The organism is Mesorhizobium tamadayense (assembly GCF_003863365.1).
GTDB lineage: Bacteria > Pseudomonadota > Alphaproteobacteria > Rhizobiales > Rhizobiaceae > Mesorhizobium > Mesorhizobium tamadayense.
Genome location: NZ_RQXT01000002.1, coordinates 85,256 through 107,739 on the forward strand (window position 1 = coordinate 85,256; position 22,484 = coordinate 107,739).

At 64.3% G+C, this 22,484-nt stretch carries 22 protein-coding genes, 1 other RNA gene and 1 pseudogene; 11 read left to right on the plus strand and 13 right to left on the minus strand.

Translation table 11 applies throughout. The annotated features are described in order from the left end of the window. Positions 1-246 precede the first annotated feature (246 nt). Together EH240_RS02115 and EH240_RS02120 are read right to left on the minus strand one after the other, a co-directional pair. Positions 247-765, minus strand: coding sequence for a dihydrofolate reductase (locus tag EH240_RS02115; RefSeq protein WP_124995767.1), 519 nt, complete (start codon positions 763-765; stop codon positions 247-249). Beyond that, positions 765-1,772, minus strand: a complete 1,008-nt coding sequence (locus tag EH240_RS02120) for a DUF4424 domain-containing protein (RefSeq protein WP_124995768.1) — start codon at positions 1,770-1,772, stop codon at positions 765-767. Before EH240_RS02120 ends, EH240_RS02115 begins: the two co-directional genes overlap by 1 nt. Positions 1,773-1,924: 152 nt before the next feature. Between EH240_RS02120 and cobF the strand changes: the two genes are divergently transcribed. Beyond that, positions 1,925-2,689 carry a precorrin-6A synthase (deacetylating) gene (gene cobF, locus EH240_RS02125; RefSeq protein ID WP_124995769.1) on the plus strand — a complete coding sequence of 255 codons (765 nt, stop codon included), beginning with the start codon at positions 1,925-1,927 and terminating at the stop codon, positions 2,687-2,689. Between the two features lie 111 nt (positions 2,690-2,800). Here cobF and EH240_RS02130 read toward each other — a convergent pair whose 3' ends face one another. The 6 genes from EH240_RS02130 to EH240_RS02155 form a co-directional block, all read right to left on the minus strand. Continuing rightward, complete coding sequence (locus EH240_RS02130; protein WP_124995770.1) at positions 2,801-3,142, minus strand: winged helix-turn-helix domain-containing protein; 342 nt, start codon at positions 3,140-3,142, stop codon at positions 2,801-2,803. A gap of 85 nt (positions 3,143-3,227) precedes the next feature. Then, complete coding sequence (gene modC / locus EH240_RS02135; RefSeq protein WP_124995771.1) at positions 3,228-4,340, minus strand: molybdenum ABC transporter ATP-binding protein; 1,113 nt, start codon at positions 4,338-4,340, stop codon at positions 3,228-3,230. Next, on the minus strand, positions 4,337-5,041 hold the full coding sequence (gene modB, locus EH240_RS02140) for a molybdate ABC transporter permease subunit (RefSeq protein WP_124995772.1): 705 nt from the start codon (positions 5,039-5,041) through the stop codon (positions 4,337-4,339). Before modB ends, modC begins: the two co-directional genes overlap by 4 nt. A 19-nt stretch (positions 5,042-5,060) precedes the next feature. After that, positions 5,061-5,858 carry a molybdate ABC transporter substrate-binding protein gene (gene modA, locus EH240_RS02145; RefSeq protein WP_124995773.1) on the minus strand — a complete coding sequence of 266 codons (798 nt, stop codon included), beginning with the start codon at positions 5,856-5,858 and terminating at the stop codon, positions 5,061-5,063. 233 nt (positions 5,859-6,091) lie between these two features. Further along, positions 6,092-6,886, minus strand: a complete 795-nt coding sequence (locus EH240_RS02150; protein WP_124995774.1) for a thymidylate synthase — start codon at positions 6,884-6,886, stop codon at positions 6,092-6,094. Positions 6,887-7,158: 272 nt separating this feature from the next. Continuing rightward, on the minus strand, positions 7,159-7,470 hold the full coding sequence (locus EH240_RS02155; RefSeq protein ID WP_124995775.1) for a DUF2853 family protein: 312 nt from the start codon (positions 7,468-7,470) through the stop codon (positions 7,159-7,161). 169 nt (positions 7,471-7,639) lie between these two features. Here EH240_RS02155 and ssrA point away from each other — a divergent pair. Both ssrA and EH240_RS02165 read left to right on the plus strand, forming a co-directional pair. Next, positions 7,640-8,001, plus strand: a transfer-messenger RNA (tmRNA) gene (gene ssrA / locus EH240_RS02160). 99 nt (positions 8,002-8,100) lie between these two features. Then, positions 8,101-8,659, plus strand: a pseudogene (locus tag EH240_RS02165) (AAA family ATPase). A gap of 46 nt (positions 8,660-8,705) precedes the next feature. On the opposite strand, the gene EH240_RS02170 reads toward EH240_RS02165, so the two are convergent. After that, a complete protein-coding gene (locus EH240_RS02170; RefSeq protein ID WP_124995776.1) occupies positions 8,706-9,911 on the minus strand; it encodes a multidrug effflux MFS transporter in 1,206 nt (401 codons plus the stop codon). A 207-nt stretch (positions 9,912-10,118) separates the two neighbouring features. Between EH240_RS02170 and EH240_RS02175 the strand changes: the two genes are divergently transcribed. The 4 genes from EH240_RS02175 to EH240_RS02190 all read left to right on the plus strand — a co-directional run bounded on the left by EH240_RS02175 (position 10,119) and on the right by EH240_RS02190 (position 11,897). Beyond that, positions 10,119-10,802, plus strand: a complete 684-nt coding sequence (locus EH240_RS02175) for a TetR/AcrR family transcriptional regulator (protein WP_124995777.1) — start codon at positions 10,119-10,121, stop codon at positions 10,800-10,802. Between the two features lie 116 nt (positions 10,803-10,918). Further along, on the plus strand, positions 10,919-11,455 hold the full coding sequence (locus EH240_RS02180) for an SspB family protein (RefSeq protein WP_124995778.1): 537 nt from the start codon (positions 10,919-10,921) through the stop codon (positions 11,453-11,455). Between the two features lie 9 nt (positions 11,456-11,464). Next, a complete protein-coding gene (locus EH240_RS02185; RefSeq protein ID WP_124995779.1) occupies positions 11,465-11,662 on the plus strand; it encodes a DUF4169 family protein in 198 nt (65 codons plus the stop codon). Positions 11,663-11,669: 7 nt separating this feature from the next. Next, the gene (locus EH240_RS02190) at positions 11,670-11,897 is read left to right on the plus strand and encodes a ribbon-helix-helix domain-containing protein (RefSeq protein ID WP_124995780.1); all 228 of its coding nucleotides are present in this window, start codon (positions 11,670-11,672) and stop codon (positions 11,895-11,897) included. Positions 11,898-11,903: 6 nt separating this feature from the next. Here EH240_RS02190 and EH240_RS02195 read toward each other — a convergent pair whose 3' ends face one another. Further along, entirely contained in the window at positions 11,904-13,706 is a 1,803-nt protein-coding gene (locus EH240_RS02195) for a chloride channel protein (protein WP_124995781.1), read from the minus strand. Positions 13,707-13,904: 198 nt separating this feature from the next. Between EH240_RS02195 and EH240_RS02200 the strand changes: the two genes are divergently transcribed. Beyond that, on the plus strand, positions 13,905-14,336 hold the full coding sequence (locus tag EH240_RS02200; RefSeq protein WP_124995782.1) for a MarR family winged helix-turn-helix transcriptional regulator: 432 nt from the start codon (positions 13,905-13,907) through the stop codon (positions 14,334-14,336). A 108-nt stretch (positions 14,337-14,444) separates the two neighbouring features. Here the strand turns inward: EH240_RS02200 and tolA are convergent, their stop codons facing one another. Then, positions 14,445-18,404: a cell envelope integrity protein TolA gene (gene tolA, locus EH240_RS02205; RefSeq protein ID WP_124995783.1), complete on the minus strand. Its 3,960-nt coding sequence runs from the start codon at positions 18,402-18,404 to the stop codon at positions 14,445-14,447. Positions 18,405-18,615: 211 nt separating this feature from the next. Between tolA and EH240_RS02210 the strand changes: the two genes are divergently transcribed. Beyond that, on the plus strand, positions 18,616-19,584 hold the full coding sequence (locus EH240_RS02210; protein ID WP_124995784.1) for a Dyp-type peroxidase: 969 nt from the start codon (positions 18,616-18,618) through the stop codon (positions 19,582-19,584). A 16-nt stretch (positions 19,585-19,600) separates the two neighbouring features. On the opposite strand, the gene EH240_RS02215 is transcribed toward EH240_RS02210, so the two are convergent. Next, complete coding sequence (locus EH240_RS02215; RefSeq protein WP_124995785.1) at positions 19,601-21,016, minus strand: FAD-binding oxidoreductase; 1,416 nt, start codon at positions 21,014-21,016, stop codon at positions 19,601-19,603. A 165-nt stretch (positions 21,017-21,181) separates the two neighbouring features. Between EH240_RS02215 and EH240_RS02220 the strand changes: the two genes are divergently transcribed. Both EH240_RS02220 and EH240_RS02225 read left to right on the plus strand, forming a co-directional pair. Continuing rightward, positions 21,182-21,667: a thioesterase family protein gene (locus EH240_RS02220; protein ID WP_124995786.1), complete on the plus strand. Its 486-nt coding sequence runs from the start codon at positions 21,182-21,184 to the stop codon at positions 21,665-21,667. A 143-nt stretch (positions 21,668-21,810) separates the two neighbouring features. Next, entirely contained in the window at positions 21,811-22,008 is a 198-nt protein-coding gene (locus EH240_RS02225; RefSeq protein ID WP_027168755.1) for a hypothetical protein, read from the plus strand. Here EH240_RS02225 and EH240_RS02230 read toward each other — a convergent pair. Beyond that, positions 22,005-22,481, minus strand: a complete 477-nt coding sequence (locus EH240_RS02230; protein ID WP_124995787.1) for an Lrp/AsnC family transcriptional regulator — start codon at positions 22,479-22,481, stop codon at positions 22,005-22,007. The genes EH240_RS02225 and EH240_RS02230 overlap by 4 nt on opposite strands. Between the last annotated feature and the right edge of the window lie 3 nt (positions 22,482-22,484).

The following is a 22,484-nucleotide window of genomic DNA, read 5'->3' on the forward strand; positions in this document are numbered from 1 at the left end:
AATGTCCTTTCGCTACGCTTCCCTCGGGCCTTGCGGCGCAATTCTAGCGCATGACCCCGAAAACCGATATCGGTTTTCGGAAAGGAATCATGCGCCAAATCAAAGTTTTACGGCGACCTTTTGCGGGTCCGGTTGGACACGCGGCGCCGTACTGTCGTTCTTTCTATAGGGACGCCGTGACGCGCTTTCAACGCGGTCTGCCACGCGCGCCCTCCGATTTGCGCCGGCAGCGACCCTTTGTCGTCGTCAGTGACCGCCGCGGCGGCGCTCGTAGACCGTGTAGCGCGTCGCGTGGCTGTCCTTTTCGCCTGCCGGAAAATCCTCGGAACGCACGATCCGCCAGACAGCCGGGTCGATCGGCGGGAAATGCGCATCGCCGTCGACAGCGGCCAGCACATGCGTGACATGCAAACGGTCGGCGAGCGGCAGGGCCTGGGCGTAGATCTCGCCACCGCCAACCACGCAGATCTCCTCGGCACCTGCCATGCAACGGCCGCGCACCTTGGCCAGCGTGATCGCTTCGTCGAGCGAATGCGCGACTTCGATGCCATCGGCGCGCCAGCCCTTGTCGCGCGTCACCGCGATGTTGAGCCTGCCGGGCAGCGGCCGGCCGATGCCCTCATAGGTCTTGCGGCCCATGATGATCGGCTTGCCCATCGTGTCGGCCTTGAAGCGCTTCAGGTCGCTGGACAGCCGCCAGGGCAACCCGCCTCCGCGTCCGATCACGCCGTTCTCGGCAATAGCAACGTAGATCGCGATGTCCATCAGCCGCCGTTCCCGTCCGACGGCTCGAGCAGCAGGATGTCGATGTCGTGCTCCGGATAAAAATCCTTGGCCGTCACCTCGAATGTCGTCGCACCGACCTTGCGGACATTGTCGCCGCAGAACGAAACCAGATTTTTGGCGCTGCCCTTGTCGATGGTGAGCTTGAAATTGCCGATACTGCCGGACGCCCAGTTGCCGCCCGTGGTCAGGATATAGGCGATGCGGCTTTCGAAATATTTCGGATAGCCGTCGGGATTTGCCTTCGCCGCCTTCCGCACCGCGTTCTCGAACGCGTCGTCCATGCAGTAACGGGTCTTGTAGGTGTCGTACTGCCCCTGGAACTTGCCGTCGTAATAGAAGCTGACCGAGGACGTGCCGCCGACGCTCGGCTTATAGCGGTGCGAGACATGGACGGCCTTGTTGGCCGGGAAGGTCGAGCGCCACCAATAGGTCGACCGCAATTGCCAGAACGGCGCGTAGACGGTTTGCATGCCCGAGCCGTCATCGGCGGTATCCTCGATGATGATGCCGCGGTTTTCCCAATCCTCGGCGACGGCCTTCGGCAGTTTCGCCAGCGCCGCCTTGACGGCATCGCCGAACGGATAGAGCGGCACATTCTGCGCCTTGAGGTCGGCGGTGATGTCGATGCCGAGCGCGAACGCCTTTTGCTCGAGCTGCGGCTTTACGTCGACGCCGTCGATCGCCACCTCGAATCCGAGGAAATTGTCGCTCTGCGCTTCCGGGATCGCCGGCATCTCGTTCGGATCGCCCTCGATGTCGGGCATCGGGAAGGCAACGATGGCGTCGACGTCCTTGTCGGTGTTGTTGCGAAAGACGTAGTCGACGGTCACCTTCTCCGGCGAGATGAAAAGGTCCTCGCTTTCCATGGCGACGGCATCGCTGCGCGACAGGATCAACCCGCCGGTGCCGAGCTCGGCGACGGAATCGTTGGCGAAGGCCGGCGCGGCCAGGAATGCCAGCGCTGCGGTGAGGATAGTGCGGAACATGGCTCCCCCTCTCGACTGCGATCCCGGGATCAGCCGGACGCGCATTTCCATCTAGCCGTTTCAATGTGGCGTTTCAAAGCCTTTGCGTTCGCGCGCACAGTCGCCCACGCCTGTCTAGACACCGGCCGCCCGATCGGGCAGGAGATCGCTTTATGCGCAAGCTTCTCGTCATCGGCATCGGCGCCGGCAATCCCGAACATATGACCGTGCAGGCCATCAACGGCCTGAACCGGGCCGATGTGCTGTTCATTCCCGACAAGGGCGCCGGGAAGAGCGATCTCGCGGAGCTGCGCCGGCAGATCTGCGACCGCTTCGTCACCAACCCTGAATCGCGCCGCGTCGAGTTCGACGTGCCGGTTCGCGCCGAGCCGACATCGTCCTATCGCGTGACGGTCGACGACTGGCACGAAGCGATCGCCGAAATCTATGAGGCCCTGATCCGCGACGAGCTGGCCGAAGACGGCTGCGGCGCCTTCCTGATCTGGGGCGACCCTTCGCTCTACGACAGCGCGCTGCGCATCCTGGAGCGCGTGCGCCACAGAGGCAATGTCGGTTTCGAGTTCGAGGTCATTCCGGGCATCACCGCCATCCAGGCACTGGCCGCGAGCCACGCGACGGCGCTCAACCGCATCGGCGATGCGATCCTGGTCACCACAGGCCGCCGGCTGACCGAAGAGGGGCTGCCGGCAAACGCCGGAAGCACGGTTGTCATGCTCGACGGCAAATGCGCCTTCAACACGCTGGCCGACCAGGATGTCTTCATCCAGTGGGGCGCCTATCTCGGCACGCCGGACGAGATCATCCTATCCGGCCGGCTCGGCGATGTCGGTGCCGAGATCGAAAGGGTCCGCGAGGAAGCCAGGCGGAAAAAGGGCTGGATCATGGACATCTATCTGCTGCGAAAACCAGGGCAGTAAGGCAATAGGCGTCGTCGATTTCGTGCGCGTTGAGCAACTCTAGGACATCCATCCTACTGCCATACTACTGCCCTACTGCCCTACTGCCCTACTGCAATACTGCAATACTGCCTATCCGGCGTCGATCTCGGCTTGCAAAGCGTGCATATGGACAGCGGCTGCGGAAGCGGCGGCCCGCTCGATGGCACGAAACCGGCTAACCACGGCAAGACCGACCGACGTCAATTGCGCGCCGCCGCCTTTCCTGCCGCCGGTCTGCGCAGCAACCAGCGGCTTGCCGAACACCCGGTTCATGTCCTCGACCAGGTCCCAGGCGTGCTTGTAGGACATCTCCATGCCGCGCGCCGCGGCCGAGATCGAGCCGAAGGCGGCGATCTGCTCCAGCAACTCGATCTTGCCCGGACCAATTCGTCCGTCGGGGTCGAGATTTATCCGCAGGCTCAGCGATGGCATCTCTTGTCCTCTGCGATCATCCTGAGATTACCCCCTCCGCCGCAATATCGCTATTCCAAAGCGACATAGCGATATTGCCCTTTCGTCAACCATCGGCCTCGACCGGCAGCCCTGTCCCGGTCGTCGCGCTGTCGAAGCTCACCGTCTTGATCACCGCAAAGACCTTGCGGCCGAGCGCGAGGCGCAAGGTTTGCTTCGACTGTTCGGTGATGCGCGCCAGCACGATTGCGCCGTTGCAGTCGATGGCGATCTCCACTGTAGGCCCGACGCCTGGCCTGACCGCGGCGATCGTTCCCGCCAAGATATTGAGCGCGCTGAGGCCCGCCGGTTGCTCGGTCGCGATCATCACATCGCGGGCCCGGATGCGGAGCCGCACGGGAGTTCCCGCCGGCCGTGCAAGGCGCGATATGCGGATCTCGCCGGCCGGCGAGCCAAGAACCGTCATGCCGAAAGCCTCGTCATGACGCAGCACCCTGGCGTCGAGCACCGCGCCGCCCTCGCCGCGCTCCTCCGCCGGCAAGAGGTCCAGCCGCTGCATGATTGCCTCGGCCGGACCGAAAGCCGCGACCTTGCCTTGCGAAAGCACCACCACGTCGCTCGCCAGCCGAGCCACCTCGGCGATGGAGTGGCTGACATAGGCGATCGGGATCTTCGTCTCGTCGCGCAGTCGCTCGATATAGGGCAGGATCTCGGCCTTGCGCGCCTCGTCGAGCGAGGCCAGCGGCTCGTCCATCAACAGCAGTTTCGGGCTGGCGAGCAGGGCGCGGCCGATCGCCACGCGCTGCTTTTCGCCACCGGACAGTTTGGCCGGCCGCCGGTCGAGCAGGTGGCCGATGCCGAGGAGATCGACCACCGCGTCCATATTGGCGTAGCGCTCGGACCACGGCGTGAACCAGCGGCCATAGCGCAGATTGCCGGCGACGCTCATATGCGGGAAGAGCCGCGCATCCTGGAACACCATGCCGATCCGCCGCTTGTGCATCGGCACGAAGATACCCGCAGCGCTGTCGGCCAGCACGCGCCCGTCGACCGCGATGCGCCCCTTCTGCGGCCGGATCAGCCCGGCAATCAGGTTGATCAGCGTCGACTTGCCCGAACCCGAAGGCCCGAACAGCGCCGTCAGCCGGCCGGCGCTCTCGAAATTCGCCTCGATGGCAAAGTCGCCGAGACGGTGGCTGATGTCGACCGCGAGCGTCATTCTATGTCCATCCGCCGGCCGACCCGCCGCGCAAGGACCTCGGAGGCGACCAGCGCCACCATGGAGATGACGACAGAGATCAGTGTCAGCCTCAGCGCCCCGGCATCGCCGCCAGGCACCTGCGTGAAGGTGTAGATCGCCGAGGGCAGCGTTTGCGTCTCGTTGGGGATGTTGGAGACGAAGGTGATGGTGGCGCCGAACTCGCCCATCGCCTTGGCGAAGGAGAGGATCGCGCCAGCGATCAGCCCGGGCAGGATCAGCGGCAGCGTGATGGTGGCGAACACCCAGAGTGGGTTGGCGCCGAGCGTGCCGGCGGCTGCCTCGATCTTGCGATCGACCGCCTCGATCGACAGCCGGATCGCCCGCACCATCAGCGGAAAGCCCATGACGCCGCAGGCGAGCGCAGCACCCGTCCAGCGGAACGAAAAGACGATGCCGAAATACTCGGCCAGGAACGCACCGGCCGGCCCGCGCCGGCCGAAGGTGAGCAGCAGCAGATAGCCGGTCACCACCGGCGGCAGGATCAGCGGCAGATGCACCAGCCCGTTGAGCAGGGTCTTGCCCCAGAACCGCCCCCGCGCCAGCAGGAGCGCGATCAGAATGCCCGGCGGCAGGCTGGCGAGCATCGCCACCGTCGCCACCTTGATCGACAGCCGGACCGCATTCCATTCGTCGGGAGTGAGGTCCAGCAGCCAGTTCATACGCGGTGTAAGGTCTTTCTCAGTTGCTCGGCGCGAGCACCGTGAAACCCTGCTCCCTGAAGAGCGCGGCGGCCTTGGCCGACTCGACGCACTTCAGGAAGGCAGCCGAATGCTTGTCCTTCGAATCCGCCGTCTGGGCAATCGGATAGATGATCGGCGGGTGCGAATCCTCGGGGAAGGTTCCGACGACCTTGACGCCCTTCTCGGCATGCGCGTCGGTGGCGTAGACGATGCCGAGCGCGGCCTCGCCCGTCGACACCAGCTTCAGCGCAGCGCGCACATTCTCGGCCTGCGCGACCTTGCCTTCGACGGAGGACCAGACACCCAGCGATTCCAGCGCCGCCTTGCCGTATTTGCCGGCCGGCACCGCCTTCACGTCGCCTATGGCGAGCCTGTCGTCGCCGATGAGCTCGGCGAGGTCAAAACCCTTTTCGACCTTGGCCTCGACCTTAGAATCCTTCGGCGCCACCAGCACGATCTGGTTGCCGAGCAGCTTCACTTCGGTATCCGGCTTGATCAGCTTCTTGTCGGAGAGGTATTTCATCCAGTCGAGGTCGGCCGAGACGAAAACATCGGCCGGCGCGCCGCCTTCGATCTGCTTGGCCAGCGCCGAGCTTGCCGCGTAGGATATAATCGCGGCTTCGCCGACCTCCGGCTCGCAAGCCTTGTTGACCGCATCGAGCGCGTCCTTGAGGCTCGCCGCGGCGAACACGATCAGCTTGTCGTCGGCGTGAGCAGCCGGCACGGCCGCGATCAATACCGCCGTCAGTCCACCGATGGCGATCGCCTTCAACCCAGAACCTTTGCGTGTCGGCATGAAACTATCCCCAGGCTCCATTCGGCTCAAAGCCTCTCGATCGATATATCCAAATGAATATAACAAGGAAAGGCCCTTGCCGGGAGACGGTCACGATTGTTGGTGGTGAATCGCCCTGCAATGAACATCCCGGACACAGCGCAGACGTCGCGTGAAGATCGGCGCATCCGACGCCATGGTCGGCACCAACTGACGGCGACTTTATCTGGGGATGCTTGAGCAGATTTCGCGGATTACACCGCGATCGGCGCCTTGATGCTGGCGTCGGAAAAATAGTTCTCGAGGCGGAAATCCTCGAAACGGAAGGCAAAAAGGTCCTTCACGTCCGGGTTGATCCACATCGTCGGCAACGCCTTCGGCGTGCGCCGCATCTGCTCGCGCGCCTGCTCGAAATGGTTCGAGTAGAGATGCGCGTCGCCGAGCGTGTGGACGAAGTCGCCCGGCTTCAGCCCGGTCACCTGCGCGACCATCAGCGTCAGCAACGCGTAGGACGCGATGTTGAACGGCACACCGAGGAAGATATCGCCGGAGCGCTGGTAGAGCTGGCACGAGAGCCGGCCTTCCGAGACGTAGAACTGGAACAGGCAGTGGCAGGGCGGCAACGCCATCGCCTCCACTTCGGCCGGATTCCAGGCCGAAACGATCAGCCGGCGCGAATTGGGATTCTTGCGTATCTCCTTGAGAAGGCCCGCGATCTGGTCGATCTCGCCGCCATGTCCGTCCGGCCACGAGCGCCACTGCTTGCCGTAGACGGGACCGAGATCGCCATTCTCGTCGGCCCATTCGTCCCAAATGGTGACGCCGTTATCGTTGAGATATTTGATGTTGGTGTCGCCGGCCAGGAACCACAGCAGCTCATGGATGATCGACTTTAGATGCAGCTTCTTGGTGGTGGTGACCGGGAAGCCGCGCGAAAGGTCGAAGCGCATCTGGTGGCCGAACACCGAGCGTGTGCCGGTGCCGGTGCGGTCGCCACGATCGGCGCCGTTCTCTATCACATGCTTCAGCAGGTCGAGATATTGACGCATCGGCTTCACCTCGATTCGGGGTTTGAACAATCATAGCGCATGCGGCCGCCGGCGCCACGTCTGTCCGAGATCCTCCCCTTCCTCGCAGGGAGCGGGGGCCTTTTCAGAATTCGCTCTGGCGAGTTTTCGAGAACCGAAGCGGAGCGTACTTAAGGTACGTGAGCACCGGAAGCGCAGAAAACCGCCCGCGCATGACCCCGAAAATCGAAATCGATTTTCGGAAGAGGTTCATGCGCTGTAGTCGGCCGCCGGAGTAGAATTGTCAGAAGGCCTCAGAGAGAACCCAGTTTGCCCAGATCCTTGGCGACCAGATAGTAGAAGGTCACGCGGCTCTTGGTGTTGTCGGCGGCCATCGCCTTGCAGGCCTTCTCGATCGAGGCGTCGGCCTTGGCGGCATCTGCGATGCCGAGCTTCTTGGCGACCCAGTTCTCCCGGACGCGCTCGAGCTCCTTCGGGTCCGTGCAGGAGACGAGCGAGGAATCGCGATTCCTGAGCGCGATGCCCAGATGCTTGACGATCTTCTCCACCGCATCGGCGCTGGCGCCGGCATCGTATTTCTTCACATCCGCAAGATAGTCGGCCATCAAACTTCCCCTCGTCGGCGCCACGGATCCGATGGATGAGGCTTGTGGCGCGCTGCGCAACTTGAGCGCTAGGTCAGAGACACCTCATCGCCGGCGGAGCTTCGATTGAGTGCGCGCGCAAGTCAACCCTCGGCTGCGCAGTTTGGAACAGGGGACAAGCGGCCCGTTTGCCCTTTCTTTTTCGATGATCGGTCCTTATATACGCTTCGTCGGCTTGACCGACTATGGCGATAAACAGGCGATGAAATAAGCCGTTCGGACCCGGGGGCGGTACCCGGCGCCTCCACCAAAAACCGCTCTCCCGAAAGGGAGCGGCTTTTGCTGGGGGCGAAATAGGATCGACGAAGGTGTAAAGATCGTACTTTCGCCCGGCATTGTACCACCGTTATCGGGCTAAACTTATAGTTGCCAACGACAACTATGCGGAAGCTCGTCTCGCTGCTTAATGCGGCGCGAACGCTTCAAATCAAGCCCTAGAGGTTCGCACTTCTAGGCGGGGTTCGGAGGTACCTGGCAACAGAAACCTCCACTTCTCCCTCCTCTCTTCTTTCCAAATCAATTGAACGGCCAAGGTGCGTCCGGCGCGCATGCGTCGTTCCTGCCTTGCCGTTCATCATCCATGGACAAGCAATGCGAAACGATTTCGATCGATTCTTCGTGCTGACCGGCGGTCCCGGGTCCGGCAAGACCACGCTCATCGAAGCGCTGAAGGCCATGGGCTTCGCGACGGCGCCCGAGGCAGGGCGCGGCATCATCCGCGACCAGATGGCGATCGGCGGCCCTGCCCCTTCCCTGGCAGGACCGGGCGCTCTTTGCCGAGCTGATGCTGTCATGGGAGCTACGCTCCTGGCACGCCGCGCATGGTGAGCCCGGCCCCGTTTTCTTCGATCGCGGCGTGCCGGACGTGATCGGCTACCTGAGGCTCTGCGGCCCGCCGGCGCCTGATCACATCAAAAACGCGGCGACCGAATTCCGTTATGCCCGCCGCGTTTTCATCGCGCCGCCATGGCCCGAAATCTTCACCCCTGACGAGGAGAGGAAACAGACGCTCGACGAGGCCGAGCGCACCTTCCAATCGGTGGCCGGGGCCCACGCCGATCTCGGCTACGACCTTGTGCCCTTGCCGCTCGCACCGGTCGAGGAGCGCGCGCGCTTCTTCCTCGACGCGGCCGGATTGTCGCGGACATGAAAAAGGCCGGGCAAGCCCGGCCTTTTCCGATCTTTCGCGAGTTCTCTCACTCCGCCGGCGCTTCGATCGCTTCCCGCACGCGGCCGAGTGTCACCTTGGCCAGGGTGAACGAAATCACCGCGCAAAGCGTGATGCCGGCAACCATCGGCAAAGGCGTGCCGTCGAAGAAGATGCCCGCGACACCCATGGCCAATGCGCCGATGGCGAAGTGCAGCGTGCCCATCAGCGCCGAGGCGGTGCCCGCGATCTCGCCATGCTCTTCCATGGCCAGCACAGAAGTGGTCGGGATGACCAGCCCGAGGAAGCCGTAGCCGACAAAGAGCAGCGCCGCCATCACGTCGAGCCGGTCGACGCCCGAAGCCATGATCGCGAACAGCGCAACCATTACCGTGGCATATCCGGTCACCGCGACCCACACGACCCGCTTCAAGCCAAAGCGGTCCGCCAGCAATCCGGTCAGCTGCGACATGCCGATGAAGGCGACCGCATTGATCGAGAAGAACACGCTGTAGACCGACGGCGACAGGCCGTAGTGGTCGATCAGGATGAAGGACGAGCTCGACAGATAGACGAAGAAGCTCGCAATGCCGAAGCCGGCGATCGCCACCAGGCCGAGGAAGTTGCGGTCACCCATGAGGTAACGATAGCCGGCGAGCGCCGTGCCGAAGGACGAGCTGGCGCGCTCCTCGACCGACCGCGTCTCCTTGAGCGAGGTGGCGAGCAGGATGGTGGCTAAAGCCGCAGCGCCCGTTACGGTCCAGAACACGGCGCGCCAGCCGAAGCTCTCGATGATCTGGCTGCCGGTGAGTGGCGCGAGGATCGGCGACACTGAGAACACCAGCATCAGCAGCGACATCAACTTTGCGGCCTCGTTGCCGGTGTGCAGGTCGCGCACGATGGCCCGCGGAATGGCCATGCCGGCGCTGGCGCCGAGCCCTTGCAGGAAGCGGAAGGCGATCAGCCATTCGATGGTCGGCGCCATGGCCGAGCCGACGCCGCCGACCATGAACAGCGCGAGACCGGCATAAAGCGGCAGCTTGCGCCCGACCATGTCTGAGATCGGTCCGACGACGATCTGACCGAAGCCCATCGACAGGAAGAAAATCAACAGGCTCATCTGCACGGCGGCGGTGCCGGCATGCAGATCCTCGCCGATCGAGGGCAGCGCGGGAAGATACATATCGATGGCGAACGGGCCGATTGCGGACAACAAGCCGAGCACGACCGCGATGCGGAGGAATTTGGGACTCATGATAGGGCTTCTTTCGGATTTGGTTGCCGCCGTGGTCCGGCGTCTACCCAAGGACGTTCCATCCCGCGGAAATCCGACATCCGAGGTCGAATTCATTCGTCTCTTTAGAGCGAATTGCATTCGTCTCGCTGGAGCGGACTTCCTTTATTGTGTCCACAAATTTAGACAGGCTTGTCCAATTCGTCAATCACCGCTATATAGATTTTTATGAAGCCCGGCGTTTCTTCTGACACTTTCCCGCCACGCAGCCACGAGGCCAAGCGCATATCGGTTGTTGAGGCTGCCGCTTCTGTTTTCTGCCGGGAAGGCTATGCCGGCGCCAATATCGATCTGATCGCCGCGGAAGCCGGCGTGTCGCGCCAGACCGTCTACAATCACCACGGCGACAAGGAAAAGCTCTTCATGGCCGTCGTGCGCGACCTGACGGAGCGCTGCAACGCCGGCATCTTCGCCACCATTGCCACCTTCCCCGACCAGCCCGCCGATGTCGAATCCGATCTTGTCGCCTTTGCGGTGCGCATGAACCGCAACTGTATCTGCAACCGCGACGGCCGCTTCCTGCGCAAGCTGATCCAGGCCGAAGGCGAGCGCTATCCGGAGCTTTTTGCCGAGTGGCGCGAACAGGGGCCGGGCCGTACCTGGTCGGCGCTTGCCGCCCGCTTCGCGCGGCTTGCCTATGCCGGGCACCTCTCGATCGACGATCCGGACGTGGCGGCGCGCCAGTTCCTCGCTCTCGTCAACGCCGAGCTGCAGATAACCTTCATGCTGGGCGGCATGCCCACCGAAGAGGAGGTGCTGCGGTCCGCGACCAACGGCGTGCGGACGTTCCTGGCCGCCTTCGGCCGGCGCAAAGCCGCACCCGCCAGGCAGGCCGCCCTCGCCCACGCCTGAGCGATCAAATCGCCGCCATCCCTCTTGGCCTCGGCGTTAGGCGCCTATATGCGGTTTACGCCGCGCTCAAGCTTGATTACAGCTATGCGGACGATTCAACGGAACCCGACCGTCACATGGCCGACGACCACATCCGCTACGACATTCTGGCCCAGGAGGCATTGCGCGGCGTCATGCGCAAGGTCCTGGCCGAAGTCGCGCGCACCGGCCTTCCGGGCAACCATCATTTCTTCATCACCTTCCTGACCGGCGCGCCGGGCGTGCGCATTTCCTCGCGGCTGCGCGAGCGTTATCCTGAGCAGATGACCATCGTCATCCAGTTCCAGTACTGGGACCTGAAGGTGACCGACACCGGTTTCGAGGTGGGGCTCTCCTTCTCCGACGTGCCTGAAAAGCTCGAGATCCCCTTCTCCGCCGTGCGTGGTTTCTACGACCCTTCGGTGAATTTCGAGCTCGAATTCGATGTCAAGGCCGACAATGCCGCCGAAGACGACGACGCCGCGCCAGCCCCGGAGCTGCCGATTGCCGTCGTGGCCGAAAAGAAACCGGAATCGAAGAAGAAGGCCGCCGAGGCCGAGAAGAAGCCGTCCGTCGCCGATACTGGCGGCAAGGGCGCCGACGTGGTTTCGCTCGACGCTTTTCGCAAGAAGTGAGCCGCGGAAATGGGCGAGGTCGTCAATCTCCGCCAGGCCCGCAAGCACAACGCGCGCATCGAGAAGGAACGCCTGGCCAGTGAAAACCGGGCTTTGCACGGCCGCTCCAAGGCCGAGCGCGAGCGTGACCGGTTGACGTCCGACAGGACGGAAAAATTCATGGATGGCCATCGCCGCGAAGAGCCCGGCGATCCGGACCGGCGCTGAGCCCCCTATGGCCGCGGTCGAAAAGCGCTCGGTGACGATCCGTGGCCACCGCACCAGCTTCTCCCTGGAGCAACCCTTTTACGATGACCTCGTCGCGATCGCGGCGGAGCGCTCGATCTCGCTCGCAGCCCTCGTCGCCGAGATCGACGACACGCGGACTCGCGATGCCAACCTCTCCTCGGCGCTCAGGCTCTATGTGCTCGCCTGGGCAAAGCGCGACGGCAAGGCGTCCTGACCGGCCTCAGACCGGGTCGCCGATGCTTTGCTGCGTCTTGCGCTTGGCGCCGAAGCTGAGCAAGGCCGAGCGGTCGCGCTCCTCCGCCTGCTTTTTCGACCGCACCCGCATCAGGTCCTTCCAGCCGATATAGCCGACGAGCCGTGCGTCCTCGCGCGAGACGACCGGCAGATGCGAGACGTTGGCCAAGAGCAGCTTGTCCGACAGCCCTTCCAGATACTCGTCCGGATAGGCGAGCGTGACCTTGCTGCCGGTCAACAGCTCGCCGAGTGTCGTCTTGCGGTGCTTGCCGGCGCGGCGCCAGCGCAGGATCGCCGGCGGATCGATGAGGCCGAGCACATGTCCGTCTTCGTCGGTCACGGGAAAGCTCGGATGCCGCGTGTCTGGAGCGGTCAGGAATGCCGCCGCGCCGTGCAGCGTCATCGTTGCCGGCACGCTCTCGACCTTGGTCGTCATCACTTCGCCCACCCTGGTCAGTGCGAAGGGATCGACGCGATACTCGCGAACGAGGTGATGCCCCCGCCGCGCCACCTTTTCGGTCAGGATCGAGCGCTTCATCAACAGCACGGTGACGGCATGGGCGGTGGCGCAGGCGGCGATCAGCGGCACCAGCATATGGGTGTTGCCGGTGAGCTCGACTGCAAAGAAGGTCGCTGTCAGCGGCGCACGCATGGTGCCGCCCATGGTCGCGGCCATCGCCAGCAGCGGCCAGAAGCCTGGGGTCGCCTCGGGTAGGATGCCGGCCAGCACCGCGCCCATCGCGCCGCCCATGATCAAGAGCGGCGCCAGCACGCCGCCCGACGTTCCCGAACCCAGCGCCACCGACCAGATGATGGCCTTAACCACCAAAAGCGTCAGCGCGGCCGCCGCAAGCACACGGCCATCCAACATGTTGGCGATGTTGTCGTAGCCGACGCCGAGCGCCTGCGGCTCGATCAGTCCGCCGATGCCGACCACGAGGCCGCCTATCATCGGCCACCACATCCAGTGTATCGGCAGCTTCTGGAAGGCGTCCTCGCAGGCATAGACCATCTGCGTCAGCAGGCCCGAAAGAAGGCCGGAGGCAATGCCGACCAGCACCCAGCCGCCCAATCCGGCGATCGATGCTTCCATGCTGCCCGAGAACGGAAAGATCGGACCCGGCAGATGCAGCAAGGTGCGTTCGACCTCGGCGACGATTGCGGCAACCGCGACGGGAATGAAGCTGCGCGGCGTCCATTCGAACAGGAGCAGCTCGACGGCGAGCATGATGGCGGCGATCGGCGTGCCGAAAACTGTCGTCATGCCGGCCGCAGCACCCGCAACTAGCAGCGTCTTGCGTTCATTGTCGCTGACCGGCAGCATCTGCGCGATCAGCGAGCCGATCGCGCCGCCGGTCATGATGATCGGGCCCTCCGCGCCGAACGGTCCGCCCGAACCGATCGAGATCGCCGACGACAATGGCTTCAATACCGCCACCTTGGCGTCGAGCCGCGAGCGCCCGAGCAGGATTGCCTCGATCGCTTCGGGGATCCCGTGGCCGCGGATCTTCTCGCTGCCGAAGCGGGCCATCAGCCCGATGATCAGCGCGCCGATCACAGGCACGATTACGGCGGCATAGCCGAGTGGCGTGTCCTCGAGCCTGAGCTCGGCCAGCGTGAACTGGCCGGAATAGGCGACGTTGGTGGCGAGCCTTATCAGCTTCAACAGCACGATGCCAGCAAACAGCCCGGCGGTCGCGACAACGACCGCGATGGCGGCGATGACGAGCACCCGCGGATCGGTGGTGAAGTCGCGAAGGTGGCCGTTTCCTGCACGAGCGGATTTCATTGGGGAGCCTGAGCTTTCTGGCGGCGCGATACCGTCCGGTTGTCGGGCGGATACATATCGTAACACGATATAATTCTTCAAGACCGTTTTCGGTCGCCGCTCCGCGTCATTTTGGTCATGGACTGCGCCAGCTCCGAGCTTTCACCCCGAGCTTTCACAGGAGTTGAGCTTTGGCCGGAAAGGGCCATAAGTCGTGGAATGACGCATCCGAAGAAACCACGTCCCGCCATCAGCCAGGCCGACTATCAGCGGCTGTCGGAGTTCCGCTACCTGATCCGCCGCTTCCTCGAATTCAGCCAGTTGCAGGCGAATGAGGCCGGACTGACACCGCGCCAGCACCAGGCGCTGCTGGCGATCAAGGGTTATCCGGGCGGTGGGCCGGTGGCGGTGGGCGATCTGGCGGAGCGGTTGCGCATCCGCCACCACAGTGCCGTCGAGCTGGTGAATCGACTAAGCGAGGCCGGATTGGTCGTTCGGGATCAAGACAAGACCGACAACCGCCGCGTCCTGCTACAGCTCACCCCTCTCGCCGACGGTCGTCTCGCCGAATTGTCCGCCGCTCATCTCGATGAGCTTTCGCGCATCGAGCCTATGCTGCGGCGCCTGCTTTCGCGGCAGGAGCCGGTTTGAGCGCTGATGCATGGCGCCGAACTCGCGGTGTCTTAGGTGTTTGTTCAAGCAATTCCGGGCGCAAAATCGCAGCGCACTTTTCCTGGAATAGCTCTCATCGAATGAGTCTCAGCCACCGTCGAGCGACTTCAAGAGATTGTCGATCGTGAACGGATTGGCCTTCGGTTTCGTCGGCTCTGGACCGGAATTGTCGTTGACGCCGGGAAGCGACCGGTCGACTTTTGGCGCTTGCTCAGCCGCCTTGCGTTCGGCTTCCAGCCTCGCCTGCTCGGCACGCTTGCGATCCGCCAGGGCCCTCGCCTCGGCGGCAGCCCGTTGTTCGGCCTTTGCCTTGGCGTCGGCTTCCGCCTCTGCCTTCGCATCAGCCTCCGCCTTGGCGCGTGCCTCAGCCTCGGCCTGAGCCTTGGCGTCGGCCTCCGCCTTGGCTCTCGCCTCTTCTTCCGCTTTGGCTTTGGCTTCCGCTTCTGCTTTTGCCTGCGCCTCCGCCTCGGCTTTGGCCTGGGCTTCAGCCTCGGCTTTCTGCCGCGCCTCTTCCTCTTGCCGGCGCAGTTCCTCGGCAGCGCGGTCGCGCTCCGTCTGGAGCGCCGCGTAGTAGCGCACCTCGCGCCGCAGTCTCTGCTTCTCGAGCAGCGCCGCCTGCATCGCCTCGACGCGCTGCTGCTCCTTCTCCAGCGCGCGCTGCGTCAGGAACTGCGCCAGCGGCTCGCTGTCGAACTGGGGTGCCGTCGCTCCGACCGGGCCGGCGAGGCTGAAGTTCACCGCCGGTGCGGAGCCGACCAGCGCCTCGTCGCCCGGACGATAGGTGATCGCGCCCCTGGCGGTCACGGTGCTCGCAGCGAGGTCGGCGGTGACGTCCGCCGACAGCGTCGCCGCCGGATTGTCGAGCCTGATCGGCGGTGCCCGCAGCCTGCCGTTGGCAATAGTGAATGCGATATCGGTGTCGCCGGCCGCGAAACTGCCCCGCCCGGCGATCTGAGGCGCGAAGCCGGCGGTCTTGGCGGCATCGATGTCGCGCCCGATTGCATCGGCCTTGGCGATGATAGGGGCAAAGGCATCGGGATTGACGCCGGCGATGGTCAATCCCTTCAGCGCCGCGGTGCCGGATCCGGACAAGGCGGCAATCATCGCATCCACAGACTTGCCGCTGGTCGACAGCGCCGCCGAGATGTCGCCGCCGCCGCTGACGCCGGAGCCCTGCAGCACCGCGGAAAGATCGCTGCCCACCAGCTTCAACTGCCCCGAGAACAGGCCGGTGCCGTCGGTGTTCCTGAGCTCGAACAGGCCGGTCAGCCTGCCGCCATAGAGCTTGGCCTTGAGGTCCGAGACATGGATGCCTTCGCGGTCGAGCTTCAGCGACAGCGCCGCGTCATACGCCGTGGCGAACGGCCCAGCGCCAAGCGCCGCCGTGTTGAGGTCGAGATCGGCGCTGAACGGTAGGGTCGATTTCTGGCTGAACGGCGCGGTCGGCCAGCCGCCCTTGGCGGAAGCGAAGGACTGGTCGCCGAATAGCGACACCGCCAGCGGATCGAGGTCGAGCTCATCGAGCGCCAGCGCGCCGGCAAGATGCGGCAGCCCATCCTTGCTATCGACATTGACGTCGCCGGACACAGCCGCCTCGTTGATCGCGCCGGTCAGCCCGCTCAGCACCAGAAGGCCATTGCCGAAATCGGCATCGGCGGCGAGCGATGCCGAAGTGCCGGTCCCCATGCCGGGCAGCCCGACACCTGTCGTCATCAGCCACGGCTCGATATCGGCGGCGTCGAGATTGACCTTGCCCTTGGCGGTGGCGCCTTGCTGTGTCGCGGCGACGGTCCCGTCAAAGCTGGCCCTGAAATCGTCGGCCGTCAGGTTGAAGCTGGTCGCCAGACCGCCTCCCAGCGAGCCTTTCGCCGAGACGTCCGTCGTCGCCTCTCCAAGCATGCCGAGCGGCAGTGCCGGCAGGCCGTAGAACGCAAGCAGCGTGGCCGCGTTCTGGTTGCGGGCGTTGAAGGTCAGCGCTACCGGCGCATCGAGAAGCCGATCCGCGGTGCCCTTGCCCGAGAGCGAGGCCGAGAAGGCGGAGCCGCCGGCCTTGCCTTGCGCGGAGAGCGCGAGCCCCGTGCTGCCGTCGCCATTGTCGGCCGCGCTTGTCACCAGGTCGATGCGGGCGTCCTGGAACAATTCGGGATAAGCAGCAGCGCGGGTCGCCAGCCCCTTGAGAACCTGATTGTCCGGATAATGTTGCGCCGCGACGTCGACGAGCGGCTTGAGATCCACGGCCACGACGGATGCGTCGAGCTTGCCTGTCGGACTTTCCGGAAAGTCCTTGATACGCCCTGTGGCGCTGATCGAGGCGCCGGCAAGCCCGCCGACCGAGAGCCGGTCGATTTCGAGCAGTCCCTGCCGGAGCCTCAACGCCGTATCCACCGTGTCGGCGCTCAGCCCGCCGGCGCTGACCGGACCCGCCTTGATCTGGAAATCGAGGTCGCGGTCGGAGAAACGGTTGGCGCCCTTGTCGCTGACGAAGATCGAGGCGAAGGCAGCCAACCCGTCGACATCGAGCTCGCCGCCCTCCAGCCGCATCAGCACCGAGGGCCTGGCGCCGTCGGGCTGGCTGGAATCGATGCGGCCCGAAAACTTGGCCTTGCCGAGGATGAGCTCGAGATCGCTGAAGGACTGGCGGTTCGCGCTGAGATCGACTTTGGCCTTGAAACCCGCCGCCGGCAGACGGCGGATGGCGTCGTCGACATCCTTCGACAGCCAAGCGGCGAAACCGGAGGGCTGTCCGACGGCAAGCAGCAGCGAGCCCGTGAAGCCGAATCGGTCCTCGACGCTCAGCATGCCGTCGGCCTCGAGCGTCGCGCGGCCCGGCAGCGTCGCCGCAAGGGACTTCACCGACCAGCCGCCCTCGACCGGCTCGGCCGACAGCCGCACGTCGCGCACCGTCGTGTCGCCCGCCACCACCGCCGGCAGCCTGACCTCGACCGTGCCCGGTATCGTCGGCTTCGGCATGTGCAGCAGCGTCTGCTTGAAGGCCGCGATGCGCTGATCAAGCGTCAGCCCGGCTCCCGCGGACGCGCCCACCGCCTCGTCGAACTGCACCTGCGCGCCGCTCGCCTCGATCGAGAAATGCGGCTTAAGGCCGAGATCGACCGAGGCCTTGCCGTCGGCGGTATAGGGATTGTCGAGCGGCCCGGTCTCGAAGCGGAATTCGTCGACGCCGAGCTTCTGGTGGTCTAGCGCGAATTTGCCGTTCAGCCGGAAGCCAGGATCGGGCTTGCCGGTGCTGACCTTCACAGGCTCGCCGTCGGCGCCACGCAATTCGGCTGAGTTCCTGTCGGCTCCATTCTCGTCAGGGGCCGAAACCTTGAACTGACCGGCATAGACCGCAGCGCCCTTGACGATGCCGGCATTGCCGTCTGTCTCGACGATCAGCGGATAGGCATCCGGATCGGCCTTCAACCTGAGCCGCATCCGGCCGTCCGCTTCCACCCTGCCGGTGGAGGCCGAGACTTCCGTGCGCAGGCCGTCGAAGCGCAGCGAGCCGTCCATCCGCCACGGGCCGGCGAGCGATTTGGCCGAAACGGTCGAGTTGATTTCGGAGATCAGGTGGCTGCGTCCGCCGGCGGCATGGCGCAGCTCGATCTGCCCTTCGGTCACCGTCAGCTTCTCGATCGCGATCTGACCCGGATCGAAGGGTGCCGACGGCCGGATGGCCCAGTCGACCGTGCCGTCGCCGGCGACGTCGATGGTCGCCTCGGGATGCACCAGCCGCATGTCGAAGATCAGCAGCTCGCCGCGCAGGAAAGGCGCAAGCTCCGCATCCATGGAGAAGGTCTCGACCGTCATTGCTGGCTGGCCGCCAGGGCCGCCGGCGACTTCGACATTGGAGAAGGTCACCGAGGGGAACGGCAGAAGCCGCGCGGTCGCATCGCCTTTTACGATCACCTTGCGGCCGAGGACGGTGCTCGCCTCGCGCTCGAAATCGGCGCGGTAGCCGGTCCAGTCGATGAAATACGGCACCACCAGCGCCGCGCACAGCACCAGCACGAACAGCCCACCGAAGATCACGAACAGGCGTGCGAGCATTTTCTCCCCGGATTGAAAGTCAGCCGCACTCTACCCGCATCCGCGTGTCGATAAAGAGGCAATTCGGCGGTGCCGGCGCGCAATCCAGGGCTGAGTCCGCTGTTGCGCGACGGCTCGCGGCCGCGATATCGTTTTGCGGTGCATCCTATCTCAAGCGGCCATGCCCGGCCGCGATCATCTGAACCAAATCGTCAAACGCGGAGCATTCCCGATGTCAGGCAAGAACTGGGACAGAGTGCCGATCGACGCGCAGAGCGTCGATGCTCCGCTGTCGCTCGCCGCGCTTTTCCTCGTCGTCACGGTCGGCAGCGACAACGCGGCCCTCTCGAAGGTGGCCTCGGTGCTCGGCGCGCTTGACGATCTGGTCAAGAATGTCGGCTTCCGTGACCTGTCCGGCCGGCTGTCCTGCATCGCCGGCATCGGCGCCGAGTTCTGGGCGCGTCTTTCCCCGGACCGGCGGCCGCGCGAGCTGAAAGCCTTTGCCTCGATCGCGGGACCGGTCCATTCGGCGCCCTCGACGCCGGGCGACCTCCTCTTCCATATCCGCGCAGATCGCTCCGACATGTGCTTTGAGCTCGAGCGCATCCTGCTGGACAGCCTGGGCGGCAGCGTCACGGTCGTCGACGAGGTCGCCGGCTTTCGCTATTTCGACGCGCGCGACCTTCTCGGCTTTGTCGACGGCACCGCCAACCCGACCGGCCTCGATTTGCCTGCTTCGGCCCTCGTCGGCAACGAGGATGCCGAGTTTGCCGGCGGCAGCTATGTCGTCGTCCAGAAATACCTGCACGACCTCAACGCCTGGGCGGAAACGCCGACGAACCTCCAGGAAGAGATCATCGGCCGCACCAAGATCGACAACATCGAGATCGATGATGACGACAAGCCGCGCAAGTCGCACAAGTCTCTGGCCACGATCGAGGACGACGCCGGCAACGAATACGACATCCTGCGCGACAACATGCCTTTCGGCCGGCCGGGCCAGAAGGAATTCGGAACCTACTTTATCGGCTACACCCGCTATCTGTGGGTGATCGAAAAAATGCTGCAGCGCATGTATGTCGGCGAGCCGCCGGGCGCCTACGACCGCCTGCTCGACTTCTCGACGCCGCATACCGGCACGACCTTCTTCGCTCCGACCCGCCCCACGCTGCAGCAGCTTGCCGAGGCAGCGCGGAACTAGCTCGCGGGCGGCTCCCTCATCCCGCAGCCGGCAATATCTTGCCCGGATTCATGATGTTCAGCGGATCGAGCGCCTGCTTGATCGTGCGCATGACGTCGACGCCGTGGCCGAGCTCATGGCGCAGGAAGCCGACCTTGCCCTGGCCGATCCCGTGCTCGCCGGTGCAGGTTCCTTCCATGGCGATAGCGCGCATGTTGAGCCTGGCGACAAACTTTTCCGCCAGCGCGATCTCGTCCGGATTCTCGACATCCATCAGCACCAGCACGTGGAAATTGCCGTCGCCGGCATGGCCGACGATCGGCGCGATCAGGCCCATCTCGGCGATGTCGGTCTCTGTCTCGGTGACGCATTCGGCAAGCCGCGAGATCGGCACGCAGACATCGGTCGAAAGCCCCTTGGCGCCGGGACGCAGCGTCAGCGACGACCAGTAGGCGTCGTGCCGCGCCTTCCAGAGCTTCGTCCGTTCCTCGGCGACGCTGGTCCACAGGAACGGCCCGCCGTCATTTTCCTCGGCAATCATGCCGAAAGTCTCGGCCTGCTCGGCAACGCCGGCGTCGCTACCGTGGAATTCGACGAACAGGCACGGGCTTTCGGGATAGTCGAGCTTGGAATAATTCTTCATCGCCCGCATCTGCAGCGCGTTGACCAGCTCGATGCGCGCCACCGGAATGCCCATCTGGATGGTCGCGATCACCGTGTTGCAGGCCGCCTCCAGGCTGGGGAACGGGCAGACACCGCCGGAGATCGCCTGCGGAATGCCCTGCAGGCGGAGCGTCAGCGCCGTGATGATGCCGAGCGTGCCTTCCGAGCCGACCAGAAGCCGCGTCAGGTCGTAGCCGGCCGAGCTCTTCTTCGCCCGCTTGCCGGTCGTCACCGCCTCGCCGTCGGCCATCACCGCGGTCAGCGACAGCACATTCTCGCGCATCGTGCCGTAGCGCACGGCGTTGGTGCCGGAGGCGCGCGTCGCCGCCATGCCGCCGAGCGAGGCATTGGCGCCGGGATCGATCGGGAAGAACAGGCCGGTGTCGCGCAAATGCCGGTTGAGGTCCTCGCGCGTCACCCCGGGCTCGACCGTGCAGTCGAGATCCTGCGGATTGACCGAAAGGATGCGGTTCATGCGCGAGGTATCGATCGAGATGCCGCCGCCCGGCGCATTAGTGTGGCCTTCCAGCGAGGAGCCGACGCCGAAGGCGATGACGGGCACACGGTGCGCCGCGCAGGCGCGCACGACCTCCTGCACCTCGGCCGTGCTCTCCACGAAGGTGACGCCATCGGGAGCCTGGGTCGGGATGTAGGTGGTGGTGTGCGCGTGCTGGCCGCGTATCGCCTCGCCGGTCTGAAAACGCTCGCCGAACTGTTGCTTGAGGATGCCGAGCACGGCAGCGATGCCTTCCTCGTTGCGCTCGACGGGGTTGAGGTCGCTCAAAGCCATGAATTCCTCCGCGAATGGACCAGCGGCAACTCTTGTTATGCAGCTATGGATGATGCCTAAAGCAATTCCAGGAAAAGTGTGAAGCGGTTTTCCGTCCGGTATTGCGCCAGAACAATGAGAACCTCACCAGCCACGTCCTGTCCAGCGACGATCGAGGAAAACCAGATGACGATGCCCGCGCCGATCATTTCCAACCCGATGGCGATCGAGAAGGACTGGATCGACTATAACGGCCATCTCAACATGGCCTACTACAACGTCTTGTTCGACCGCTGCTCGGACGAAGCGTTCGAGCTGATGGGCATGGGGCCAAACTATGCCAAGGAACGCCGCCTCACCATCTACACGGCGGAAGTCCATGTCTGCTACGTGCAGGAGCTTCACCTCGACCACAAGGTGAACGTCTCGTTCCAGCTCATCGACCATGACGAGAAGCGGCTGAGGGCCTATCAGGAAATCCGTCACGTCGATGGCTGGCTGGCCGCGACGTCCGAATCGCTCTCGCTGCATGTCGACATGGCCGGGCCGAAGGTCGCCCCCTTCCCGGCCGATGTGATGGCCAAGGTGGAGGCCATGCGCGCCGCCCACGCCGCGCTGCCGATGCCGGAGCGTGCCGGCCGTTCGATCGGCATCAAACGCAAGAGCGCTTGAAAACCCCGCTACCGGCGTTAACCTTACCGAGGTTTTAACGTGAACAAGCCACTTGAGTCCGTTGAACGACTCGGTGGCGTGTTCGAAAACCGCCGTACCGGGTTTGCGCGGGCGGCAGGCGGAATGCGGTGCGAGGACAGTGCATGAAAACCGACATCAAGGTCGAAGTGGAGCGGTTGGCGGCCGATCCACGCATTACCGACTATGATTTCTGGCGATCGCTGAAGAACGTCAACAACGAGATTTTCCACATCGCCAACAACAACGAGCCTATTCCCTTCGACATGATCCGCTGGCGCGCGATCCTCAAGCAGGCGCGCATGAAGCGCGGCCACGCCTAACGCTCTTTCAGAATACCGAGCGGCGAGCGCGGCTCGACCGGCGACGACTGGATGATGGCGGTGTTGGTCATCGCATAGGGAATGATCTTGTCGATCACCCGCTCCAGCTCGGCAACCGAGCCGACATGCGCCAGCGCAATGAAGCAATCCTCGCCGGTCACCCGGTCGCATTGCGCGATTTCCGGCAGCTCGCGGATGATCTCGGCCACGACGGCGAGCTGCCCGGGCACGGGCCGGATCCGCAGCCATGCCGACAGCTTCATGCCGAGCGCCGCCGGACTGATCCTCACCGTATAGGCCTCGATCACGCCGTTCTCCTGCAGCTTGCGGATGCGCTCGGCCACGCTTGGTGCCGAGAGCCCGACGGCCCGCGCCAGCTCAGCCGTGCTGGTGCGCGCATCCTTTTCCAAAAGCCGCAGGAGCTTCAGGTCCGCCGCATCCAGATCGGCATTTTCATTTCGAAGGCGTTTCAAGAG